A 17,697-nucleotide genomic window follows, 5' to 3' on the forward strand; every position below is an offset into this window, starting at 1 on the left:
GGCGATTCAATATGACTGCGACAGCAGATTTGTGGCCGTTATTTCCTGACCATATAAAGCAGCTTCAAACCCGTGCGGAGCGACTCTGCAAACGAGAAAATTTAGATTTACTCGCAATACACTCAGGCCAGCAAAAGCGCTGGTTTTTGGATGACATGAATTATCCTTTTCGTGCGAATCCTCATTTCAAGGCTTGGTGTCCGGAAACGCAGCTTCCTAATGCCTGGGTCATTATAAAACCCGAGACCCGTCCAACGCTCGTTCTGCTCAATGCTCCGGACTTTTGGCATACAACAGCAAATTTAGAAAGTGAACCCTGGCTAGAAGAGTTCCACGTGGAACACATCAGTTCGCCTGAGGCTATAGAAAAGCTCTTACCTTATGATAAGAAAAACGCCGCCTACCTGGGTGAACATATTGAAGTAGCAAAAGCGCTAGGCTTTGAGAACATCAACCCAGACCCGGTTCTTCACTTCTTTCATTATCACCGTTTGTTCAAAACAGACTATGAAATAGCCTGCTTAGCGCAAGCCAACCATATTGCCGCAGAAGGACATATTGCAGCGGCGGAGGCCTTTTTTAAAGGCGACTCCGAGTTTGATTGTCTTTTGAATTATATGGCGGCGACACGGCAAGGGCAGAATGAAGTACCGTACAATCATATTATTGGGCAAAATAGGAACGCGAGTGTTTTACACCATTGGTTACCGGATAAAAAGCCACAAGTGTCGTTAAAGTCTATGTTGGTTGATGCCGGCGCGGAGGTTTGCGGTTACGCTGCCGATATTAGCCGGACTTGGTCGGCAGAGCATAATGAGTATGAAGAGCTGATAGCGGCTCTTGACCAAATTACGTTAGCGCTTATCGACAAAATGAAGCCCGGTATGGAGTTTCCTGTATTGCACCAGTTGGCTCATGAGCAAATTGCTAACGTACTTTTTGCCTTTGGTTTTGTCAGTTGCAGTCCCGAGCAAATGATTGAAGATGGCATAACGACGGTCTTTTTCCCGCATGGCCTGGGTCACCCGCTAGGACTGCAAGTGCACGACGTTGGCGCTGCTCAGGCTGACGAGCGGGGAACCCCCATACCGTCGCCAACAGGCCACCTTACATTAAAAACAACCCGCACTGTCGAGCCGCGCCAGGTGTATACCATTGAGCCCGGTATTTACTTTATTGAACCTTTACTACAAAAGCTGGCGGGTTCTCGCAATAAGCACGTTATTAATTGGAAAAGGGTGGATGAGTTTCGCCCATTTGGCGGTGTGCGGATTGAAGATAACATTGTTATCTATCGGGAACGAAATGATAACCTTACGCGACAAACGTCTTTGGATGCTTACGTGAAAAAGGTTACCCGTCTTGCATGATCAAGATTACGATATTCCGATCTCTGAAGCCGAAGTTGAAATAGAGATAAAAGGCAGTCGTTTTATCGCCTGCCTTGCGCATACCGACAATGAAGCCAGTGCCGCTGAATTCTTAACTGAAGTACAAAGAAGGTGGCCAAAAGCTTCGCACTATTGTTCAGCCTCCGTATTTTCTGCTCCGAATAATAGCCAACGTTTAGCCTCCAGTGATGACGGAGAGCCTTCCGGAACGGCAGGAAGGCCTATGCTTATGGCGCTGCAAAGCAGTGGTGTAGGGGAGGTTACGGCAATAGTGGTGCGCTACTTTGGCGGCGTAAAGTTAGGGACTGGTGGCCTTCAACGAGCCTATACGGAAGCGACCGTCACTGCGTTAGCGGAGCTTGAAAAAGAACGTCGGGTTTTCAAACAGGGGTTTCAGTTGCACTTTGCCTATACCGACCAGGGCGATGTAGAGCCGATTTTATTTGAAGCTGGCGTTGAAACTGCGTCGTCGGAATATGGAGAGAGTGTGTTGCTGACTGTGTTATTAAGACCCATAGAGGTAGAGACGCTGCAGAAAAAACTACAGGCCGCTACCCGAGGCCGGGTTCAGCTAAAGCCTCTTAATTAGAAGAACATTGCGCTGGGCTGGAAGACTTTCTCAACCTGATCAATGTACTTTTTATCCAGCAAGAACAGAATAACGTGGTCGTCCGAGTGAATAATGGTTTCGCTGTGCGCCATGAGTACTTCATGTCCCCGAACAACGGCGCCAATAGTGGTACCCGGCGGAAGTTTAATGTCTTTAATGGCCTTTCCGACGACCTTAGAGGTGTCTTCATCACCATGTGCAATGGCTTCAATGGCTTCAGCAGCGCCTTTACGCAGCGAGTACACATTCACAATATCCCCACGGCGTACGTGGGTGAGTAACGCTGAAACGGTGGCGCGTTGTGGCGATATAGCAATATCAATTTCACCGCCCTGAACCAGGTCAACGTAAGCACTGCGCTGAATCAGTACCATGGTTTTGCGGGCACCCATGCGCTTAGCCAACATAGCCGACATGATATTTGCTTCGTCGTCGTTGGTTACCGCAATGAAAACATCAATATCCTCAACGTGCTCTTCTTCCAGAAGTTTTTGATCGGAGGCGTCACCGCGGAAGATTAATGTATGCTCAAGGCTTTGTGACAATTCTTCGGCGCGCGCTTCAGAGCGCTCTATCAGTTTGACCCTGTGGTCAACTTCCAGCTGCTTAGCCAGACCTGCGCCAATATTGCCACCACCGACAATCATGATGCGTCGGTATTTGTCTTCAAGCTTCTGCAGCTCCTGCATTACCGTGCTGATATGACGAGTATCTGCAATAAAGAAAACTTCGTCATCGGCTTCAATAATAGTGGTTCCTGTCGGGCGGATAGGCTTGCCCTGACGATAAATGGCCGCGACTCGAGTGTCGATATTGGGGATGTGCTCTCGCAGAGTAGAAATTGCGTGCCCGACGAGCTTGCCGCCATAGTAAGCCCGGACCGCAACCAAACTGGCACGACCGTTAGCAAACTCCATAACCTGCAAAGCGCCGGGGTAGTCAATTAACCGTCTGATGTAGTTAGTAACTAACTGTTCCGGAGAAATGATGTGATCGACCGGCGCGTCCTGGTTATGAAATAGCTGATCTTTATAACGGATATACTCTTCGGAGCGGATTCGGGCTATCTTTTTCGGTGTATTAAAAATGGAATAAGCAACCTGGCAGGCAATCATATTGGTTTCATCGCTGCTGGTTACGGCAATCAGCAAATCTGCGTCGTCTGCACCAGCTTTACGCAATACGTCCGGATGAGCGCCGTTACCGACGACAACACGCAAGTCATATTTGTCCTGCAAGTCGTCCAGTAAGTCGTTATTGGTATCAACTATGGTGATGTCGTTGCGCTCACCAACCAGGTTTTCTGCCAATGTGCCGCCGACCTGGCCAACACCGAGTATGATTATTTTCATTGGGCTTTCTTCAGTCTCGCGTAAAAGAAACCATCCCCGCCATATTGTCCGGGAAGCAATTGCAGTGTGTCATGCTCTGCTGTTATAGGTATCAGACTAGCACCAGACTGCTGCTGTAGAAAAGACTCAATTTGAGTTTGGTTTTCCTGACGCAGAATAGAGCAGGTTGCATACAGCAGTTCTCCGCCTGGCTTAAGTAGTGGCCAAAGTGAGCTGAGTATCTGCTTCTGTAACTTTGCCAGTTCGCTGATGTCTTCAGCGCGGCGTAACCATTTAATATCCGGGTGTCGGCGTATCACACCGGTTGCGGAGCAGGGGGCATCCAGCAGTATGCGGTCGAATTGCTCGCCGTCCCACCAGTCATTGGTCGTGGCGACATCTGCGCAGTGAATAACAGCGCTTAAACCAGCACGCTCCAGGTTTTCATCCACTCGCTCAAGGCGCTTGGGGTCGATATCAATAGCCTGAACCGGTTGTTCAAAGCTGTGCCGTTCCAATAAATGGAGTAACTTACCGCCGGGAGCGGCGCAGCAGTCGAGTACACGATGCGCAGCATCTACATTTAGAAAGTCTGCTGCCAGCTGAGCGGATCTGTCCTGTACAGACACATGGCCACGGGCAAAGCCGGGGAGTTTCTCTACCGGACAGGGCGCATGCAATTGAATTGCATTGATTGCGCTGGCATCAGCCGTTGCTGCAATGCCGCTATCCTCAAGCTGCCGTAAGTAGTCATCGCGAGTGGAAAATCGCTCATTCACACGTAACCACATAGGCGGGTGAGTGTTGTTTTCCGCCAGAATGTTATCGGCATGCTCGGGGTGGTCATTGTTAATGGCATCAAATAACCAGCGAGGATGATTCTGCATTGAATCACCGGGTAACTCACGTTGGTGTGAGTCATCGGCTGAAGGAGCTTCGCGCAATAACTGACGCAGTATACCGTTCACTAAGCCTTTATGGTTTCTTTTACCCAGTATACGAGCGGCTTCTACGGTTGCACTTACGGCAGCGTGATCTTTAATTCGTTGGCAATACAATTGATAGGCACCAACCAGTAACAGGTAATGCAATACTTTTAACTTACCTTTGAGGGGCTTATCCAATTTTGCGCCAACCAAGCGATTAAGGCTGGGCAGAACGCGCAAAACACCGTAACTAATCGCACTGGCAAGACGTTTATCCGCATCGGGTAATTTGCTGGTTGCATAAGGCAGGGCCGCCGAAAGCGACTCGCCTTTCTCTAAAACCTGAAACAGGGCACTCGCAGCCGCCGCCCGGCTTTGTGCACCGTGACCGCTGCCTTCGGATTTCTTCTGCTGACTCATTGTAATTCCAGTCCGGGGCTAAATACGTTGCTGTAGCCGTTAACCAGCGTACTGGCCGGCTGCACCTTTTTGCCCGGCATTTGTGCCTGGGTAATACGCAAAAGACCATCGCCAGTGACAATGTCTATACCTTGGTGCGTGCTGCTAATAATAGTTCCGGGCCTTTTGTTACTGGCACCCTGAACTAATTCAGCAGCATGAACTTTAATCGTATTTTGTTGCGCCTTTAAATTGTCTGACTGACACCAGCTCATGGGCCAGGGGTTAAATGCCCTTACGCAGCGTTCAATAAATGCGGCTGGTTGCGTCCAGTCTATTTTGCCTTCCTGCTTAGTCAGCTTTTTTGCATAGGTGGCTTCGCTGTCACTTTGCGGTTTGGCCTGGCGTTGATAACTTTCAAGGTCTGCTAATACTGTGATTAACGCTTTTGGACCAAGGCTTTCAAGCTTATGATAAAGCGAAGCGGAGGTCTCCTGCGGGCTAATAGCGCATCGTTCTTCATGCAGTACCGGACCTGTATCCAGACCGGCTTCCATCTGCATAATGCAAACGCCTGACTCGGAATCTCCCGCCCAAATGGCGCGTTGAATAGGAGCTGCCCCCCGCCATCTAGGCAATAAAGAGCCATGGACATTCAGACAACCTTTGGCCGGGATATCCAACACGGCTTGCGGCAGCAATAAACCATAAGCAACAACGACCATTACGTCAGGTTTTAGCTCTGCTAAAGCCGACTGAGCTTCTTCCGATTTTAACGACTCTGGCTGGTAAACGGGTAGTTGGTGTTCAACTGCCAGTTTCTTAACGGCGCTCGGTTGCGGCTTTTTGCCGCGTCCAGCAGGGCGGTCGGGTTGGGTGTAAACACCGACTATCTGATGAGATTTATCAAGCAATTGCTGTAAGTGTTGTGCGGCAAAATCGGGCGTGCCTGCAAAGACTATCCGCATTACTGTGCTTCCGCCGCATACTTTTCAGCCAAACGCTGTTCTTTCTCTAATTTCTTACGAATACGCTCGCGTTTCAGTGGCGATAAATAATCGACAAAGAGTTTACCCTCTAAGTGATCAATTTCGTGCTGAATACAAATAGCTAAAAGGCCTTCTGCCGAACGACTGAAACGTTCACCGTTTTTATCTAAAGCCGTAACCGTAATTTTTTCCGCACGTTCTACTTTTGCATAAACGCCGGGAAACGACAGGCAACCTTCGTCATTCTTGAAATGACCTTCGGCTTCGGTTATCTCCGGGTTAATAAACACCAGCGGTTCGTTCTGATCTTCGCTGCAGTCAGCAACAAACAAACGCTTGTGAACATCGACCTGAGTTGCGGCAAGGCCAACGCCTTGCTCTTCATACATAGTTTCGAACATATCATCGATAACCGAGCGGATGCTGTCATCCACTTTGTCAATCGGCTGTGCGACTTTGCGTAACCGTTCGTCTGGATATTTCAGAACCGTCATTTTTGCCATTAGAACCTCCAAATCTTCATCTACCCTTAGTTTACCTTAAATCGGTAGGTCAAGGACAGTCTGTGAACACACAGGAATTATGTGTATTAATGGGGATGACACGCGCATCAAACAAGGTACAGAAAGCGGCACGGGAGTGTGACAGCTGGCAAACGCTGTTTGAGCGATGGGGGCAATCGCTAAAACCGGTAGACTCGCGCTGGCTGAAAGCGGCTGAGAACTGGTGTCTAAGTGATTATCAGGGCGTTATATCTTACTTCAGCGACGATTACCCGGCATCGTTAAAAGCAATCAGCAATCCGCCCTGGTTACTCTACTACAGAGGTCGGAAAGAGTTGCTTAAAGGGGTCTGTGTGGCGGTTGTAGGCAGCCGCAAAGCGAGCCATAGCGGGCTGCAGGTTGCTGACTGGATCAGTGAAAAACTGGTCGCGTCGGGTATTGTTGTGGTGAGCGGCCTGGCAATGGGCATTGATGCCCAGGCGCACAAAACTGCCGCAGACAAAGGCAAAACCATTGCCGTTTTGGGTACCGGAATTGATCAATACTACCCTCGACGAAACAAAGCCTTGCAGGATTTCATTGCCCATCAGGGCTTGTTAATTTCTGAGTTTCCGCCCGGACAAACCGCAAGGACAGATCATTTTCCCCGGCGTAACCGTATTATTAGTGGTATTAGTCAGGCGGTTGTTGTGGTTGAAGCCGCCCGTAAAAGTGGTTCGCTCTCAACGGCAATACACGCGTTGAATGAAGGGCGTGAAGTCGGTGCTGTTCCCGGGTCGGTTTTGTTGCCGGAGCATCAGGGGTGTCATTGGCTGATACAGCAGGGGGCAAAGTTAATCAACACACCACAGGATATTCTAGAGTGGTTTTCGATTAACCCCGCTCAAGCACCGGTTTCAGAAGAGCGACAATATCTTGATGAAAGCTTGGCAAACAATCGATTGTTCGCTAGTCTGAGTTCAGAGCCACGAACAATTGATGACATGGTACAATTGTCCGGACTCGAGGTTGCTGAAGTCATGGAGAAAGTAGTGTTACTCGAATTAGAAGGGCTAGTGGCAGCCGTACCAGGCGGTTATATCAAAGTGGGGAGGCGCTAAAGTATGTTTGATATCCTCATGTACTTGTTTGAAAACTACATTCATTCCGAAATGGAAGTTGTGGTTGATCACGATGAGTTAACCAATGAACTTACACGGGCTGGTTTTCGTCACCAGGAAATCCAGAAGGCTTTGGCGTGGTTAGAGCGCCTGGCCGACTTACAAGAAATGGAAACCAAGTCTTACCTGGATGTTGCCCCGCAGCAGTCTACCCGTATTTATACAACGGCGGAGATGTCGCGGTTAGATAGTCAGAGTCGTGGTTTCTTAATGTATTTAGAAAATCTGGGTGTGTTAGATTTCGCGACCCGCGAAGTGGTTATTGATCGCGTAATGGAGCTGGAAACAGCGAACTTTACTCTGGATGACCTGAAATGGGTTGTGCTGATGGTTCTGTTTAATGTTCCTGGTCAGGAAGCCGCCTACGACCAAATGGAAGGTTTGTTGTTTGAGGAAGCTGAAGGGCCCTTGCATTAATGTCATCAGATGAGCGCTGCCCGCGTTGTGAGCGACCGCTGGTCATTAAACATGTTGGACATAACAGCTTTCTTGGCTGCACAGGGTACCCTGACTGCGACTATAAGCGAGGTCTTCGCGAACAATCTGAAATTGAACCCGAGGACCTTGGTGTTGCTTGTCCGGAGTGTGGTAAAGAGCTGCAATTAAAAAGTGGCCGTTATGGTTTATTTGTTGGTTGTAGCGGGTTTCCCGACTGTGAGTTTGTGACCGAGCCCAATGCTGACGAAGAGAACGCTATTACCTGTCCGGAATGCGGCAGTGGTCAGCTGCATCAAAAAACATCACGACGCGGCACCGTATTCTACGCCTGCGATCAGTATCCCAAATGCCAGTTTACGGTGAATCAACCGCCGGTTGATGAAACCTGCCCTAAATGCCAATACCCGCTGCTGGTGAAAAAGAAGTCCGCTGCAGGAATTCGGAAAGTCTGCCCGCAAAAGCAATGCGACTATAAGTCGGACGCGCTATAATCTGACTCCTTAAGAGGAGGGGATATTATGGCAGATAAGTGGGAAGCAGCGCATAACGCAGTAAAAACAGGCGTTATTGCCTACCCGACAGAAGCAGTATTCGGACTGGGCTGTGATCCAACCAATGAAGTTGCTATTCAAAAATTGCTAAGCCTGAAGCAGCGGCCTGCTGAAAAAGGGCTCATTTTAATAGCTGCTGACTACAGCCAATTACTTCCTTTTGTTGAAGACTCCGCTATTCCGCAGGACAAACGTTTCAGTGTTTTGTCTCATTGGCCGGGCCCCGTCACCTTAATTCTTCCGGTAAGAAAAAGTGTATCGCCATTATTAACTGGCGGCAGAGACACCATAGCCGTGCGGGTTAGTGCGCATGAGCCTGTCAGAGAGCTTTGCCGCGCACTGGGTCATGCTTTGGTATCTACCAGTGCCAACTTAACAGGCCAGGAGCCGGCGAGAACAGCAGCCGAAGTGCGCCTGCAATTTGGTGACAGCGTGGACTGGATCATGGATGAAGCGACTGGTGGAGCTGCTAATCCAACTCGTATCATTAATCCATTTAATAATCAGGTTGTCAGAGACGATGCATAGTGACTATTTAAAGCAGGTAAAAAGCTATCTGATGTCGTTGCAGGACGCTATTTGTGAGCAGTTAGCGCAAGCTGATGGTCAGCAAGGCTTTCAGGAAGACAGCTGGGATCGGCCCGGCGGCGGAGGCGGTCGTTCCAGAATCATAAAAAACGGCGAGGTTTTTGAGCAGGGCGGCGTCGGTTTTTCGCACGTTTACGGTGAGAAAATGCCTGCATCGGCAACAGCGCACCGTCCTGAGCTGGAAGGTCGAGACTTCAATGCCTGTGGTGTTTCTCTGGTAATGCACCCCAAAAACCCCATGGTACCTACGGTACATATGAATGTGCGGTTTTTCATTGCGCAAAAAGAAGGCGAAGAGCCGGTCTGGTGGTTTGGCGGTGGCTTTGATTTAACACCCTTTTATCCATTTGAAGAAGACATCGTAGAATGGCACCAACAGGCAAAAGACGCTCTGGACTGCATTGATGAAAAGCTTTATCCGGAATATAAAGCCTGGTGTGACGATTACTTCTATCTTAAACATCGCGATGAAGCTCGGGGTGTGGGCGGTATTTTCTTTGACGACCTTAATGACCGCTCTTTTGACGAGTGCTTTGCTGTAATAAAAGCGGTGGGCGATGCATTTACCAAAGCATACTTACCGATTGTTGAGCGTCGCAAAGCCCTGACGTACACACAGCAGCAGCGCGATTTCCAGCTCTATCGCCGTGGACGTTATGTTGAGTTTAACCTTGTCTGGGACCGCGGAACCTTGTTCGGGCTACAAACGGGTGGCAGAACCGAGTCTATTTTGATGTCGATGCCACCGCTGGCTCGTTGGGAATATGACTGGCATCCGGATCCGGACTCGGCCGAGGAAAAACTTACCAGCTACTATTTGAAACCACGAAACTGGTTAGCCCTATGAAGCCAGTTATTCATCTGGGGGTTTTTGGAAACCCAATTGAGCACAGTTTGTCTCCGCGTATTCATTCGTTGTTCGCGAAAGCGCAACAGCATCCGGTTGAGTACCGTCGTTACTTATCGACTCCCGGGCAATTTTCCCGAAACATAGCGCAATTTTTTCGCAGTGGCGGGAAAGGGTTAAATGTCACGCTACCTTTTAAGCAGCAAGCCGCGGAATTAGCAACTGAATTAACTAAGCGAGCGCAAGAGGCTGGCGCGGTCAACACCCTGGTTGCGATGGGAAATGGTCAATTACTGGGTGACAATACCGACGGTGAAGGCCTAATTAAAGACTTGGAAGAAAAAGGATTTAAAGTAAGTGAACGCTCACTTGTTGTTTTTGGTTCGGGGGGCTCTGCCCGGGGAATATTGCCTTTGCTGTTGCAGCAGCAGCCTCGCCGTATCTATTTAGTGAACCGGACTGTCGATAAAGCACTGATGCTGAAGTCTCAGCTGGAAAACTTGGGTGTGTTAGCTGCTGACCGTATTCAGGTGCTTGCATCGGCTTTGGAAATTAATGAACCGATTGACCTGATGATTAATGCCACCAGCAGCAGTTTAATGGGGCAGCGCTTGGCCTTGCCACCTCAACTTGCTAAAGGGGCTTCAGGTTATGACTTAATGTACTCTGATGAGCCTACTTTATTTATACAGCAACTGAGTCAGGCCGGCTGCGAAAATGTTAGTGATGGGCTTGGTATGTTGGTTGAGCAGGCAGCCTCATCTTATCAACTCTGGATGGGGGGAGAACGCCCCGATACCGCATTTGTTATGGCGCATTTGCGAGCTCGTAGTTAGTTGATTAAAAAAGGTTTTTCTTTGCTTTTTATAAGTAAAGAGAAATGAGGAACAAAAGGTTATAAAAAAACGGAATTTGGCAGTAGATCATTACTGATTTTGTGGTAATCTGTTTGACCTGTTTGCGATGTACTTCCTTCCATTTCAGGGCGTAAACAGAATAGTTTCCACAGTGAAGCATAATAATAAAAAGTACTAGGCATTTAGGGATGCCTGCCGTTTTAAATCCCACACTATCAATAACTTAAGTAAACTTTGGACACGGGGAAATTTTAATTTCCGGCTGTGGAATCGGTCGTTGTTAACAGACTTATTAACAGGTTATACACACTCTGCTCAGTGGCCTGAATTACCGTTCTGTGGCATCCTATAGGTAACGCTTAATTTAGGTTTTTAACTATGGCCACATCTGTTCCCGAAAATCCGTTTATTCTCGTCGATGGTTCCTCTTATTTGTTTCGCGCCTTTCATGCGCCACCGCACTTAACCAATTCCAAAGGCGAGCCAACCGGCGCTGTTTATGGTGTTGTTAATATGCTGAGAAGCTTATTGAAACGCTATAAACCCAGCCATATGGCGGTGGTTTTCGATGCGAAAGGTAAAACCTTCCGTAGCGATATTTACCAGGAGTACAAAGCAAACCGTCCGCCAATGCCCGATGACTTACGCACACAAATTGAACCTTTGCATGAAATTGTGAAGGCAATGGGGCTGCCGCTGTTATGCATTGACGATGTTGAAGCGGATGATGTTATTGGCACTCTGGCCCGACAGGCCGGAGAAAAAGGGCGCTTTACGTTAATTAGTACCAGTGACAAAGACATGGCACAGCTGGTTAATGAACATGTCATGCTAATTAACACAATGACTGACACCTTGCTGGATCCTGAAGGTGTAGAGAAAAAATTCGGCGTGAAGCCGGAGCAGATCATTGATTATTTAGCACTAATGGGCGATAGCTCCGATAATATTCCGGGGCTGCCAAAAGTTGGCGAAAAGACGGCGCAGGCAATGTTGCAACAAATTCCAAGCATTGATGCCATTTATGAAAATGTCGATGCGGTAAGCGAACTGTCCTTTCGTGGCGCGAAAACCATGCCGGCGAAACTGAACGAGTATAAAGATCAGTTGCTTATGTCCCGGGAATTGGCAACCATTAAGCTTGATGTGGCTATGGAGTTGCAGCCGGAAGAGCTGACTATACAAACGGCAGACAGCGAAAAACTGGCTGAGTTATATAGCCGGTGTGAATTTCGCCGTTGGCTTGGTGAGCTTATGGAAAGTGGGGCAGCAACTGACCAGGCTTTGGGTAAAGCTGAAGTTGAAAAGCCCGTCAGCGACATTAACCGGGACGCTTACCGTGTTTTAATGACGGAAGAGGAAGTGAGTGATTATTTAACCTCACTTAAGAAATGTGACTACTTTGCTTTTGATACCGAAACGACGAGCCTGAATTATATGCAGGCCGAGCTTGTCGGCGTGTCGTTAGCTGCCGCCCCGGGTGAAGCGGTCTATATTCCGGTTGGCCATGACTATATGGAAGCCCCTGAGCAAGTCGGTCGCGACTGGCTTCTGGAGCAGTTGAAGCCTCTACTCGAAGCGGACAAGCCGCAGAAGGTTGGGCAAAACCTGAAGTACGATGCCCATATTTTGCGCCGTTATAAAATTCGTTTAGGCGGTATTTTAAATGACACCATGCTGGCATCTTACGTATTTAATAGTGTCGGCTCCCGCCATGACATGGACACCTTGAGCCTGCATTACCTGAACCACAAGACGATCAGTTTCGAAGAGATCGCCGGTAAAGGTGCTAAGCAGCTGACCTTTAATCAAATCGATCTTGAACAGGCGGGCCCATACGCGGCCGAAGATGCAGACATTACGTTCCGATTGCATGATGTATTGTGGAACAAGGTAAAAGATGTTGGCAGCGAACTGCACAGTGTACTGACTGATATTGAAGTACCTTTAGTTCCCGTATTGTGCGATATGGAACAATATGGTGTCCGTATAGATGCTAATTTACTGGGTAAACAAAGTCAGGAAATTACCGAGAAGCTTGACGCTTTAGAGAAAAAAGCGTTTGAGATTGCCGGTGAGGAGTTCAACTTAGGTTCGACCAAGCAGTTGCAACGCATTTTCTTCGAAAAGCTGGAACTTCCGGTTGTGAAAAAGACCCCGAAGGGGGCTCCGTCAACGGCGGAGGAAGTTTTGCATGAGCTGGCGCATGACTACCCTTTACCAGATGTTATTTTACAGCACCGAAGCTTGTCGAAGCTAAAATCCACTTATACCGATAAGCTGCCGAAGATGATCAACCCGGACACCGGCCGGGTACACACCTCTTATCAGCAGGCGGTCACAGCAACCGGACGTTTGTCTTCCACTGATCCCAATTTGCAGAATATTCCTATTCGCACAGCTGAGGGGCGTCGGGTGCGTCAGGCCTTTGTTCCTGAGCAAGGTTATAAGATTGTCGCTATCGACTATAGCCAGATTGAACTGCGCATTATGGCGCATTTATCCCAGGACGCGTCGTTGCTAAAAGCTTTTGCTGAAGGCTTGGACATTCACCGGGCAACAGCCGGGGAAGTGTTCGGCTGCAAAGCCGATGAGGTAACGGATGACCAACGCCGTCAGGCTAAAGCGGTCAACTTTGGCTTAATTTACGGTATGTCTGCGTTTGGTCTTGCGCGTCAGTTGGGTATTGCCCGCCATGAAGCTCAGCACTATATGGATAAATACTTTGAGCGTTTCCCCGGTGTGCTGCGCTACATGGAAGATACCCGTAAACAGGCAAAAGAGCAGGGGTACGTGAAAACCCTGTTCGGTCGCCGCTTGCCTTTGCCGGATATTAAAGCCAGCAACGGAGCTCGCAGGAAAGGTGCGGAACGGGCTGCCATTAATGCGCCGATGCAGGGAACCGCGGCGGATATCATTAAAAAAGCAATGCTGAAAGTCGCCGACTGGATTGATAGCAATAAATGTCAGGATGACGTACGTATGTTAATGCAGGTTCACGATGAGTTGGTCTTTGAGATAAAAGAGGCCAAGCTGGATGATTATATTGCACAATTAACCGATGTCATGGAAAAAGCCGCAAGCCTTGATGTGCCGCTAATTGCAGAGGCGGGTAAAGGCAATAATTGGGATGAAGCGCATTAATTTTGCGATTTTTGTGAACTTTATAAAAAGGGTCTAGTCACAATAAGTGAGGGGATTAATCCTCCCTCACAAAATTGTTCTCCCTGGATTACTTTTGGCCCGGCTTTTTAGTCGGGCTTTTTTATTGCTCTTTCTGCGGAATACCGGCCAGGCCGGGGCGACCCTTGCGGTTGGCAAACCATACACCAACAAGAATCGCTAACATACCAACACCCTGTTGCAGCCAGAATGCTTCCCCGTCAAGTACTCCAAGCAAAACGGCAACCACCGGAATAAGATATGTGACTGAACTGGTGAAAACCGTATTGGTTAACTGGACCACGTGGTTAAAAATAACCAAAGCACCAGCCGTTCCTGCTATACCTAACGCCAAAACAGAGAACAGCGATAGCATAGCGCCGGGTTGTTGAACCTGGGCTATAAATTCTGTGCCAGCGAACAAATAGACAGTGGCAGGAACCGCCGCCATAAGTAGTGATATACCGGTGATGGTTAACGGTGATAAGTCACTGATTTTATGTTTAATCAGGTTCAGGTTGAGGCCGTAACAAACCGTTGCTGCCATGACTAACAACGCATAAAGGTTGAAGTCCCAACTGCCATTCGCCGAAGCGGTTACCAAAAGCAGGGTACCAAAGAGGCCTATACCGACACCGATAACCTGTGCTACCCGCGCCTTTTGATGGAAGAATAAAGAGCCGATAACCAAAGTGGCAATGGGTGTTAAGGCATTCAGAACCCCGGTGACGCCACTGGCTAATTGAGTCTGTGCTATGGCGAACATAAAGGCAGGGATTAGACTTCCCACCAGGCCAACACTTGCTAATTTTAGCCAATGCTTACGGGTGATTTTATTCAGGCGACGCGCAATAAAAGGGGCTAGCACGATACCGGCTGAACTGATCCTAAGCGCACCAACTTCCATCGGACCAAAAGCAATTAGCCCTTTTTTAATCAACAAAAAAGAGCTACCCCAAATTAATGCGAGTAACCCTAATAATAACCAGGCACTAAGTGGTGGTGTGTTATTCGTCGTCATACTCTTTGCTATACCACTGGTTGAGTTTTTCTTCGACTTGCTCGACGCCGAAGCGTTTTAGTGAGGAAAATGCTTCGACCTGAACGTCACCATTAAAGGCAATTGCAGCTTGTCTTGCTTTTAACACCGTTGACTTACGAGCGCCTTGTTTAAGCTTGTCGGCTTTGGTGAGCAATACCAGTACCGGTAGCTCGCAATCAACAGCCCAGTAAATGAGTTCCTGGTCGGTTTCGCGGAAAGGGTGGCGGATGTCCATTAGTACGACAATACCTTTGAGGCTGTCTCTCTGCTGCAGGTACTCGCTTAAAGAGCGCTGCCATTTTTCTTTGACGGCCAGCGGCACTTTAGCAAAGCCATACCCGGGTAAGTCGATAAGGCGTTGACCGCTGTCGAGTTCGAACACATTAATTAGCTGTGTGCGCCCCGGAGTTTTACTGGTACGAGCCAGTGATTTCTGCCGCGTTAGTGTATTCAGAGCACTGGATTTACCGGCATTAGAACGGCCGGCGAACGCAATCTCGATGCCTGTGTCCGGAGGCAGTTTGCTGATATCCGGTGCACTGGTCACAAATTTTGCCGATGCGTAATCTAATTGCTGATCTGCCACTATTAAGGTCACTTTTATTGATAAAACGGAACGTCTACGTGCATTATGAAGTATCCGGACAGTATCTCCAATGATCATTTAGCAATTGATTCGGTTTTAATCGTTTAATCCACACAAGTTTTGTGTAAAATAGCAACCTGCTTAAGGTGATTTATTGGGGCGCGTGGCGCCATCCAGAACAGAAGAGAAGCAAACATGAAAAAATTCGCAATCTTTTTGGGACTTTTCTTCGGTACCGCCGGTATCGCAGTAGCACAAAGCGGCGACGCTGAAGCCGGAAAAGAGAAATCGCAAGTTTGTGCGGCTTGCCATGGACCCAATGGTGAATCTCCGTCCGATATGTATCCGCATTTGGCCGGTCAGCACGAAAAATACCTGCTTAAACAGCTGAAAGATTACAAACGGGCGTCAGAAACCGGTGGTGAAGAAGGGCGTAATAACCCCATTATGATGGGCCAGGTTGCGTCATTATCTGAGCAAGATATGGCTGATTTAGCGGCTTTCTTTGCATCACAGGAAGAGCCTAAAGGCGAAACGCCCGAAGATATTATTGCACAAGGGCGTGACCTTTACCGTCGCGGCAACCCTGAAACCAATATGCCGTCTTGTGCCGGCTGCCATGGCCCTCGGGGAAATGGTCTGGGGCTAGCGGCGTTTCCGGATATTTCTGGTCAGCACGCGGCTTACACTAAGTCTCAGCTAGAAATGTTTCGTAGTGGCGACCGCGCTAACGATCCAAACGGCATGATGCAGGGCGTTACAGAGAAAATGACAGACGACGAAATCGAATTGCTGTCTAAGTTCCTGAGCGGTTTGTATTAAACAGAGCTTAATCAAATAGAAAGCGGCTTAGGCCGCTTTTTTTATGTCTATAATAAATGAGATAGTAAAAACTTATTTTCGGGTGTTGTTAACGAAAAGTAATAAGAAAGTTGTTTTTTAGATCAATAAAATCATTGAATTAATATTTGGTTCAAGTAGTCTTAACAACGCTCCGGGGCCGTACGGACAGAAAAAAACAAAAAAAAGATGTTAAAAGCCCTTGAGGAAATAATAAAAAGACTGTAAAAATACAGCTAACTCGACACAAAAAAATAACAAGAGGTCGAGAGATTATCGAAAAGTCAGATTCCATCTTATTTCTCGATAATCCAGGGAGTAAAGCCAATAGGCTAGTGGTTGCTCCATTTTATAATAACAATAATAAAAGACAGGTTACGGAAAACCGCAATAACAAGTCGGAAGCAGTGACAACCATTCTCATAGTTGCAGTGCGCTGCCGATAATATGAGAGAAGCAGGCGATGTGTAAAAGCATCGCCTTTTTTCTTATTTGGGCTCAGCCTTTCTTAAACGTACAAGCTTTTCCTTTACCCTCCACTGACGTCATCCCCGTTAATGAGTTACAATAGGTCATATTAGTTTTTATTTAGGAGCGACCATGACTCGCCGCAAGAAAACACGTAAGGTAGGGCCGTTGGCGCCATCTAAAGCGCCAAAAGAAAGACAAGCATCAGATGCTGCTTCAAAAGGTAAAAAGAAGGGTAAGGGTCAACCGTCAGGCCAACGACATTCATCCACTAAGGTTCTGCAGCAAAGTAGAACAAAAGGCGACGAAAAAGATCCCCGACACGGCAGTCGCCGTAAAGTAGCTTTGGTGATGACACCTGAGCAGGAACTAAAACAGTTACAGGAAGACAAAAAGCTTCAGTTACTGGTTGAACGTTTCGAAAATGATGAGTCTCTGACAGCAGAAGAGCAGCGCTACCTCGATGAAAAATCTGAGCGTTATGAACAGCTGGTTGCCAAACTGGGTTATGAACTCGATGAAGAATGGGATGATGAGGAGTACTAATGTCCAGCGAACTCTATTGGATTATCGCCATTGTTGGCGTCTTAATTATTGTCGCTCTGGGGTGGTACGCCACCAACTTACTGCTACGCCTGCGTTGGCAGACCAGAATTCGGGACGCAGCTGTACAGAAGCGTGTCGATCGCATTGATGAGAGTATTATTACTATTGCAAAAGCCATGCAGCAAGAGCAGTGTCCTTTGTCTGAAGGATGCTTACGTATTGTGGTATTGCTTGATCATCGCCCGGAAGCTGTAGAGTATGACTATTCTAAAGATTACCCGGCAATGCATGAAATGTATGAAAAGATAAAACATATGCCAACGCACGAGTCACGTAAGAAATTTCCGAAAAAGAAAGTGCGGGAAATGGATGACGAGCGTGAGGGCTATGAAAAGTCGATGCGGGACATTATTCTTGCAGACGTTGATAAGTTATTGAAGCAATTTCCAGCGGCCTGAGGAGG

The 17,697-nt window shown here is 48.0% G+C and carries 18 protein-coding genes; 12 read left to right on the top strand and 6 right to left on the bottom strand.

What is annotated here, in order from left to right:
• The first annotated feature begins 11 nt into the window (after window positions 1–11).
• Together pepQ and K5X84_RS00070 are read left to right on the top strand one after the other, a co-directional pair.
• Window positions 12–1,370 (top strand): Xaa-Pro dipeptidase, encoded by a 1,359-nt coding sequence (gene pepQ, locus K5X84_RS00065; protein WP_222236082.1) that lies wholly within the window; start codon window positions 12–14, stop codon window positions 1,368–1,370.
• Window positions 1,363–1,980 carry a YigZ family protein gene (locus K5X84_RS00070; RefSeq protein WP_199493932.1) on the top strand — a complete coding sequence of 206 codons (618 nt, stop codon included), beginning with the start codon at window positions 1,363–1,365 and terminating at the stop codon, window positions 1,978–1,980. The genes pepQ and K5X84_RS00070 overlap by 8 nt, the downstream gene beginning before the upstream one ends.
• Here K5X84_RS00070 and trkA read toward each other — a convergent pair.
• The 4 genes from trkA to def are packed head-to-tail and all read right to left on the bottom strand — an operon-like array spanning window position 1,977 to window position 6,149.
• A complete protein-coding gene (trkA, locus tag K5X84_RS00075; protein ID WP_054488924.1) occupies window positions 1,977–3,353 on the bottom strand; it encodes a Trk system potassium transporter TrkA in 1,377 nt (458 codons plus the stop codon). The two genes, K5X84_RS00070 and trkA, sit on opposite strands and share 4 nt — an antisense overlap.
• Window positions 3,350–4,678: a 16S rRNA (cytosine(967)-C(5))-methyltransferase RsmB gene (gene rsmB / locus K5X84_RS00080; protein WP_054488921.1), complete on the bottom strand. Its 1,329-nt coding sequence runs from the start codon at window positions 4,676–4,678 to the stop codon at window positions 3,350–3,352. The genes trkA and rsmB overlap by 4 nt, the downstream gene beginning before the upstream one ends.
• Window positions 4,675–5,625: a methionyl-tRNA formyltransferase gene (fmt, locus tag K5X84_RS00085; protein ID WP_222236084.1), complete on the bottom strand. Its 951-nt coding sequence runs from the start codon at window positions 5,623–5,625 to the stop codon at window positions 4,675–4,677. The genes rsmB and fmt overlap by 4 nt, the downstream gene beginning before the upstream one ends.
• A complete protein-coding gene (gene def / locus K5X84_RS00090; protein WP_054488917.1) occupies window positions 5,625–6,149 on the bottom strand; it encodes a peptide deformylase in 525 nt (174 codons plus the stop codon). The genes fmt and def overlap by 1 nt, the downstream gene beginning before the upstream one ends.
• Window positions 6,150–6,211: 62 nt before the next feature.
• Between def and dprA the strand changes: the two genes are divergently transcribed.
• The 7 genes from dprA to polA all read left to right on the top strand — a co-directional run bounded on the left by dprA (window position 6,212) and on the right by polA (window position 13,734).
• Window positions 6,212–7,249 (top strand): DNA-processing protein DprA, encoded by a 1,038-nt coding sequence (gene dprA / locus K5X84_RS00095; RefSeq protein ID WP_244994796.1) that lies wholly within the window; start codon window positions 6,212–6,214, stop codon window positions 7,247–7,249.
• Between the two features lie 3 nt (window positions 7,250–7,252).
• Window positions 7,253–7,726, top strand: a complete 474-nt coding sequence (locus tag K5X84_RS00100; protein WP_054488912.1) for a DUF494 family protein — start codon at window positions 7,253–7,255, stop codon at window positions 7,724–7,726.
• Window positions 7,726–8,238, top strand: coding sequence for a DNA topoisomerase family protein (locus K5X84_RS00105; protein WP_054488910.1), 513 nt, complete (start codon window positions 7,726–7,728; stop codon window positions 8,236–8,238). Before K5X84_RS00100 ends, K5X84_RS00105 begins: the two co-directional genes overlap by 1 nt.
• Before the next feature lie 27 nt (window positions 8,239–8,265).
• Window positions 8,266–8,826 carry an L-threonylcarbamoyladenylate synthase type 1 TsaC gene (gene tsaC / locus K5X84_RS00110; protein WP_222236085.1) on the top strand — a complete coding sequence of 187 codons (561 nt, stop codon included), beginning with the start codon at window positions 8,266–8,268 and terminating at the stop codon, window positions 8,824–8,826.
• Window positions 8,819–9,733, top strand: coding sequence for an oxygen-dependent coproporphyrinogen oxidase (hemF, locus tag K5X84_RS00115; protein ID WP_222236087.1), 915 nt, complete (start codon window positions 8,819–8,821; stop codon window positions 9,731–9,733). Before tsaC ends, hemF begins: the two co-directional genes overlap by 8 nt.
• A complete protein-coding gene (gene aroE / locus K5X84_RS00120) occupies window positions 9,730–10,569 on the top strand; it encodes a shikimate dehydrogenase (RefSeq protein ID WP_222236088.1) in 840 nt (279 codons plus the stop codon). The genes hemF and aroE overlap by 4 nt, the downstream gene beginning before the upstream one ends.
• Before the next feature lie 399 nt (window positions 10,570–10,968).
• Window positions 10,969–13,734 carry a DNA polymerase I gene (gene polA, locus K5X84_RS00125; RefSeq protein ID WP_222236089.1) on the top strand — a complete coding sequence of 922 codons (2,766 nt, stop codon included), beginning with the start codon at window positions 10,969–10,971 and terminating at the stop codon, window positions 13,732–13,734.
• Between the two features lie 121 nt (window positions 13,735–13,855).
• On the opposite strand, the gene K5X84_RS00130 is transcribed toward polA, so the two are convergent.
• Both K5X84_RS00130 and yihA read right to left on the bottom strand, forming a co-directional pair.
• Window positions 13,856–14,773 (bottom strand): DMT family transporter, encoded by a 918-nt coding sequence (locus tag K5X84_RS00130; protein WP_054488901.1) that lies wholly within the window; start codon window positions 14,771–14,773, stop codon window positions 13,856–13,858.
• On the bottom strand, window positions 14,760–15,380 hold the full coding sequence (gene yihA / locus K5X84_RS00135) for a ribosome biogenesis GTP-binding protein YihA/YsxC (RefSeq protein ID WP_054488899.1): 621 nt from the start codon (window positions 15,378–15,380) through the stop codon (window positions 14,760–14,762). The genes K5X84_RS00130 and yihA overlap by 14 nt, the downstream gene beginning before the upstream one ends.
• A 195-nt stretch (window positions 15,381–15,575) precedes the next feature.
• On the opposite strand from yihA, the gene K5X84_RS00140 reads away from it, so the two are divergent.
• From K5X84_RS00140 to K5X84_RS00150, 3 genes are all read left to right on the top strand, one after another.
• Window positions 15,576–16,202, top strand: coding sequence for a c-type cytochrome (locus tag K5X84_RS00140; RefSeq protein ID WP_054488897.1), 627 nt, complete (start codon window positions 15,576–15,578; stop codon window positions 16,200–16,202).
• A 618-nt stretch (window positions 16,203–16,820) separates the two neighbouring features.
• On the top strand, window positions 16,821–17,234 hold the full coding sequence (locus tag K5X84_RS00145; RefSeq protein ID WP_222236090.1) for a GTPase-activating protein: 414 nt from the start codon (window positions 16,821–16,823) through the stop codon (window positions 17,232–17,234).
• Window positions 17,234–17,692, top strand: coding sequence for a DUF2489 domain-containing protein (locus K5X84_RS00150; RefSeq protein WP_054488893.1), 459 nt, complete (start codon window positions 17,234–17,236; stop codon window positions 17,690–17,692). Before K5X84_RS00145 ends, K5X84_RS00150 begins: the two co-directional genes overlap by 1 nt.
• Window positions 17,693–17,697: the final 5 nt, after the last annotated feature.

The organism is Idiomarina abyssalis (assembly GCF_019797805.1).
Taxonomy (GTDB): domain Bacteria; phylum Pseudomonadota; class Gammaproteobacteria; order Enterobacterales; family Alteromonadaceae; genus Idiomarina; species Idiomarina abyssalis.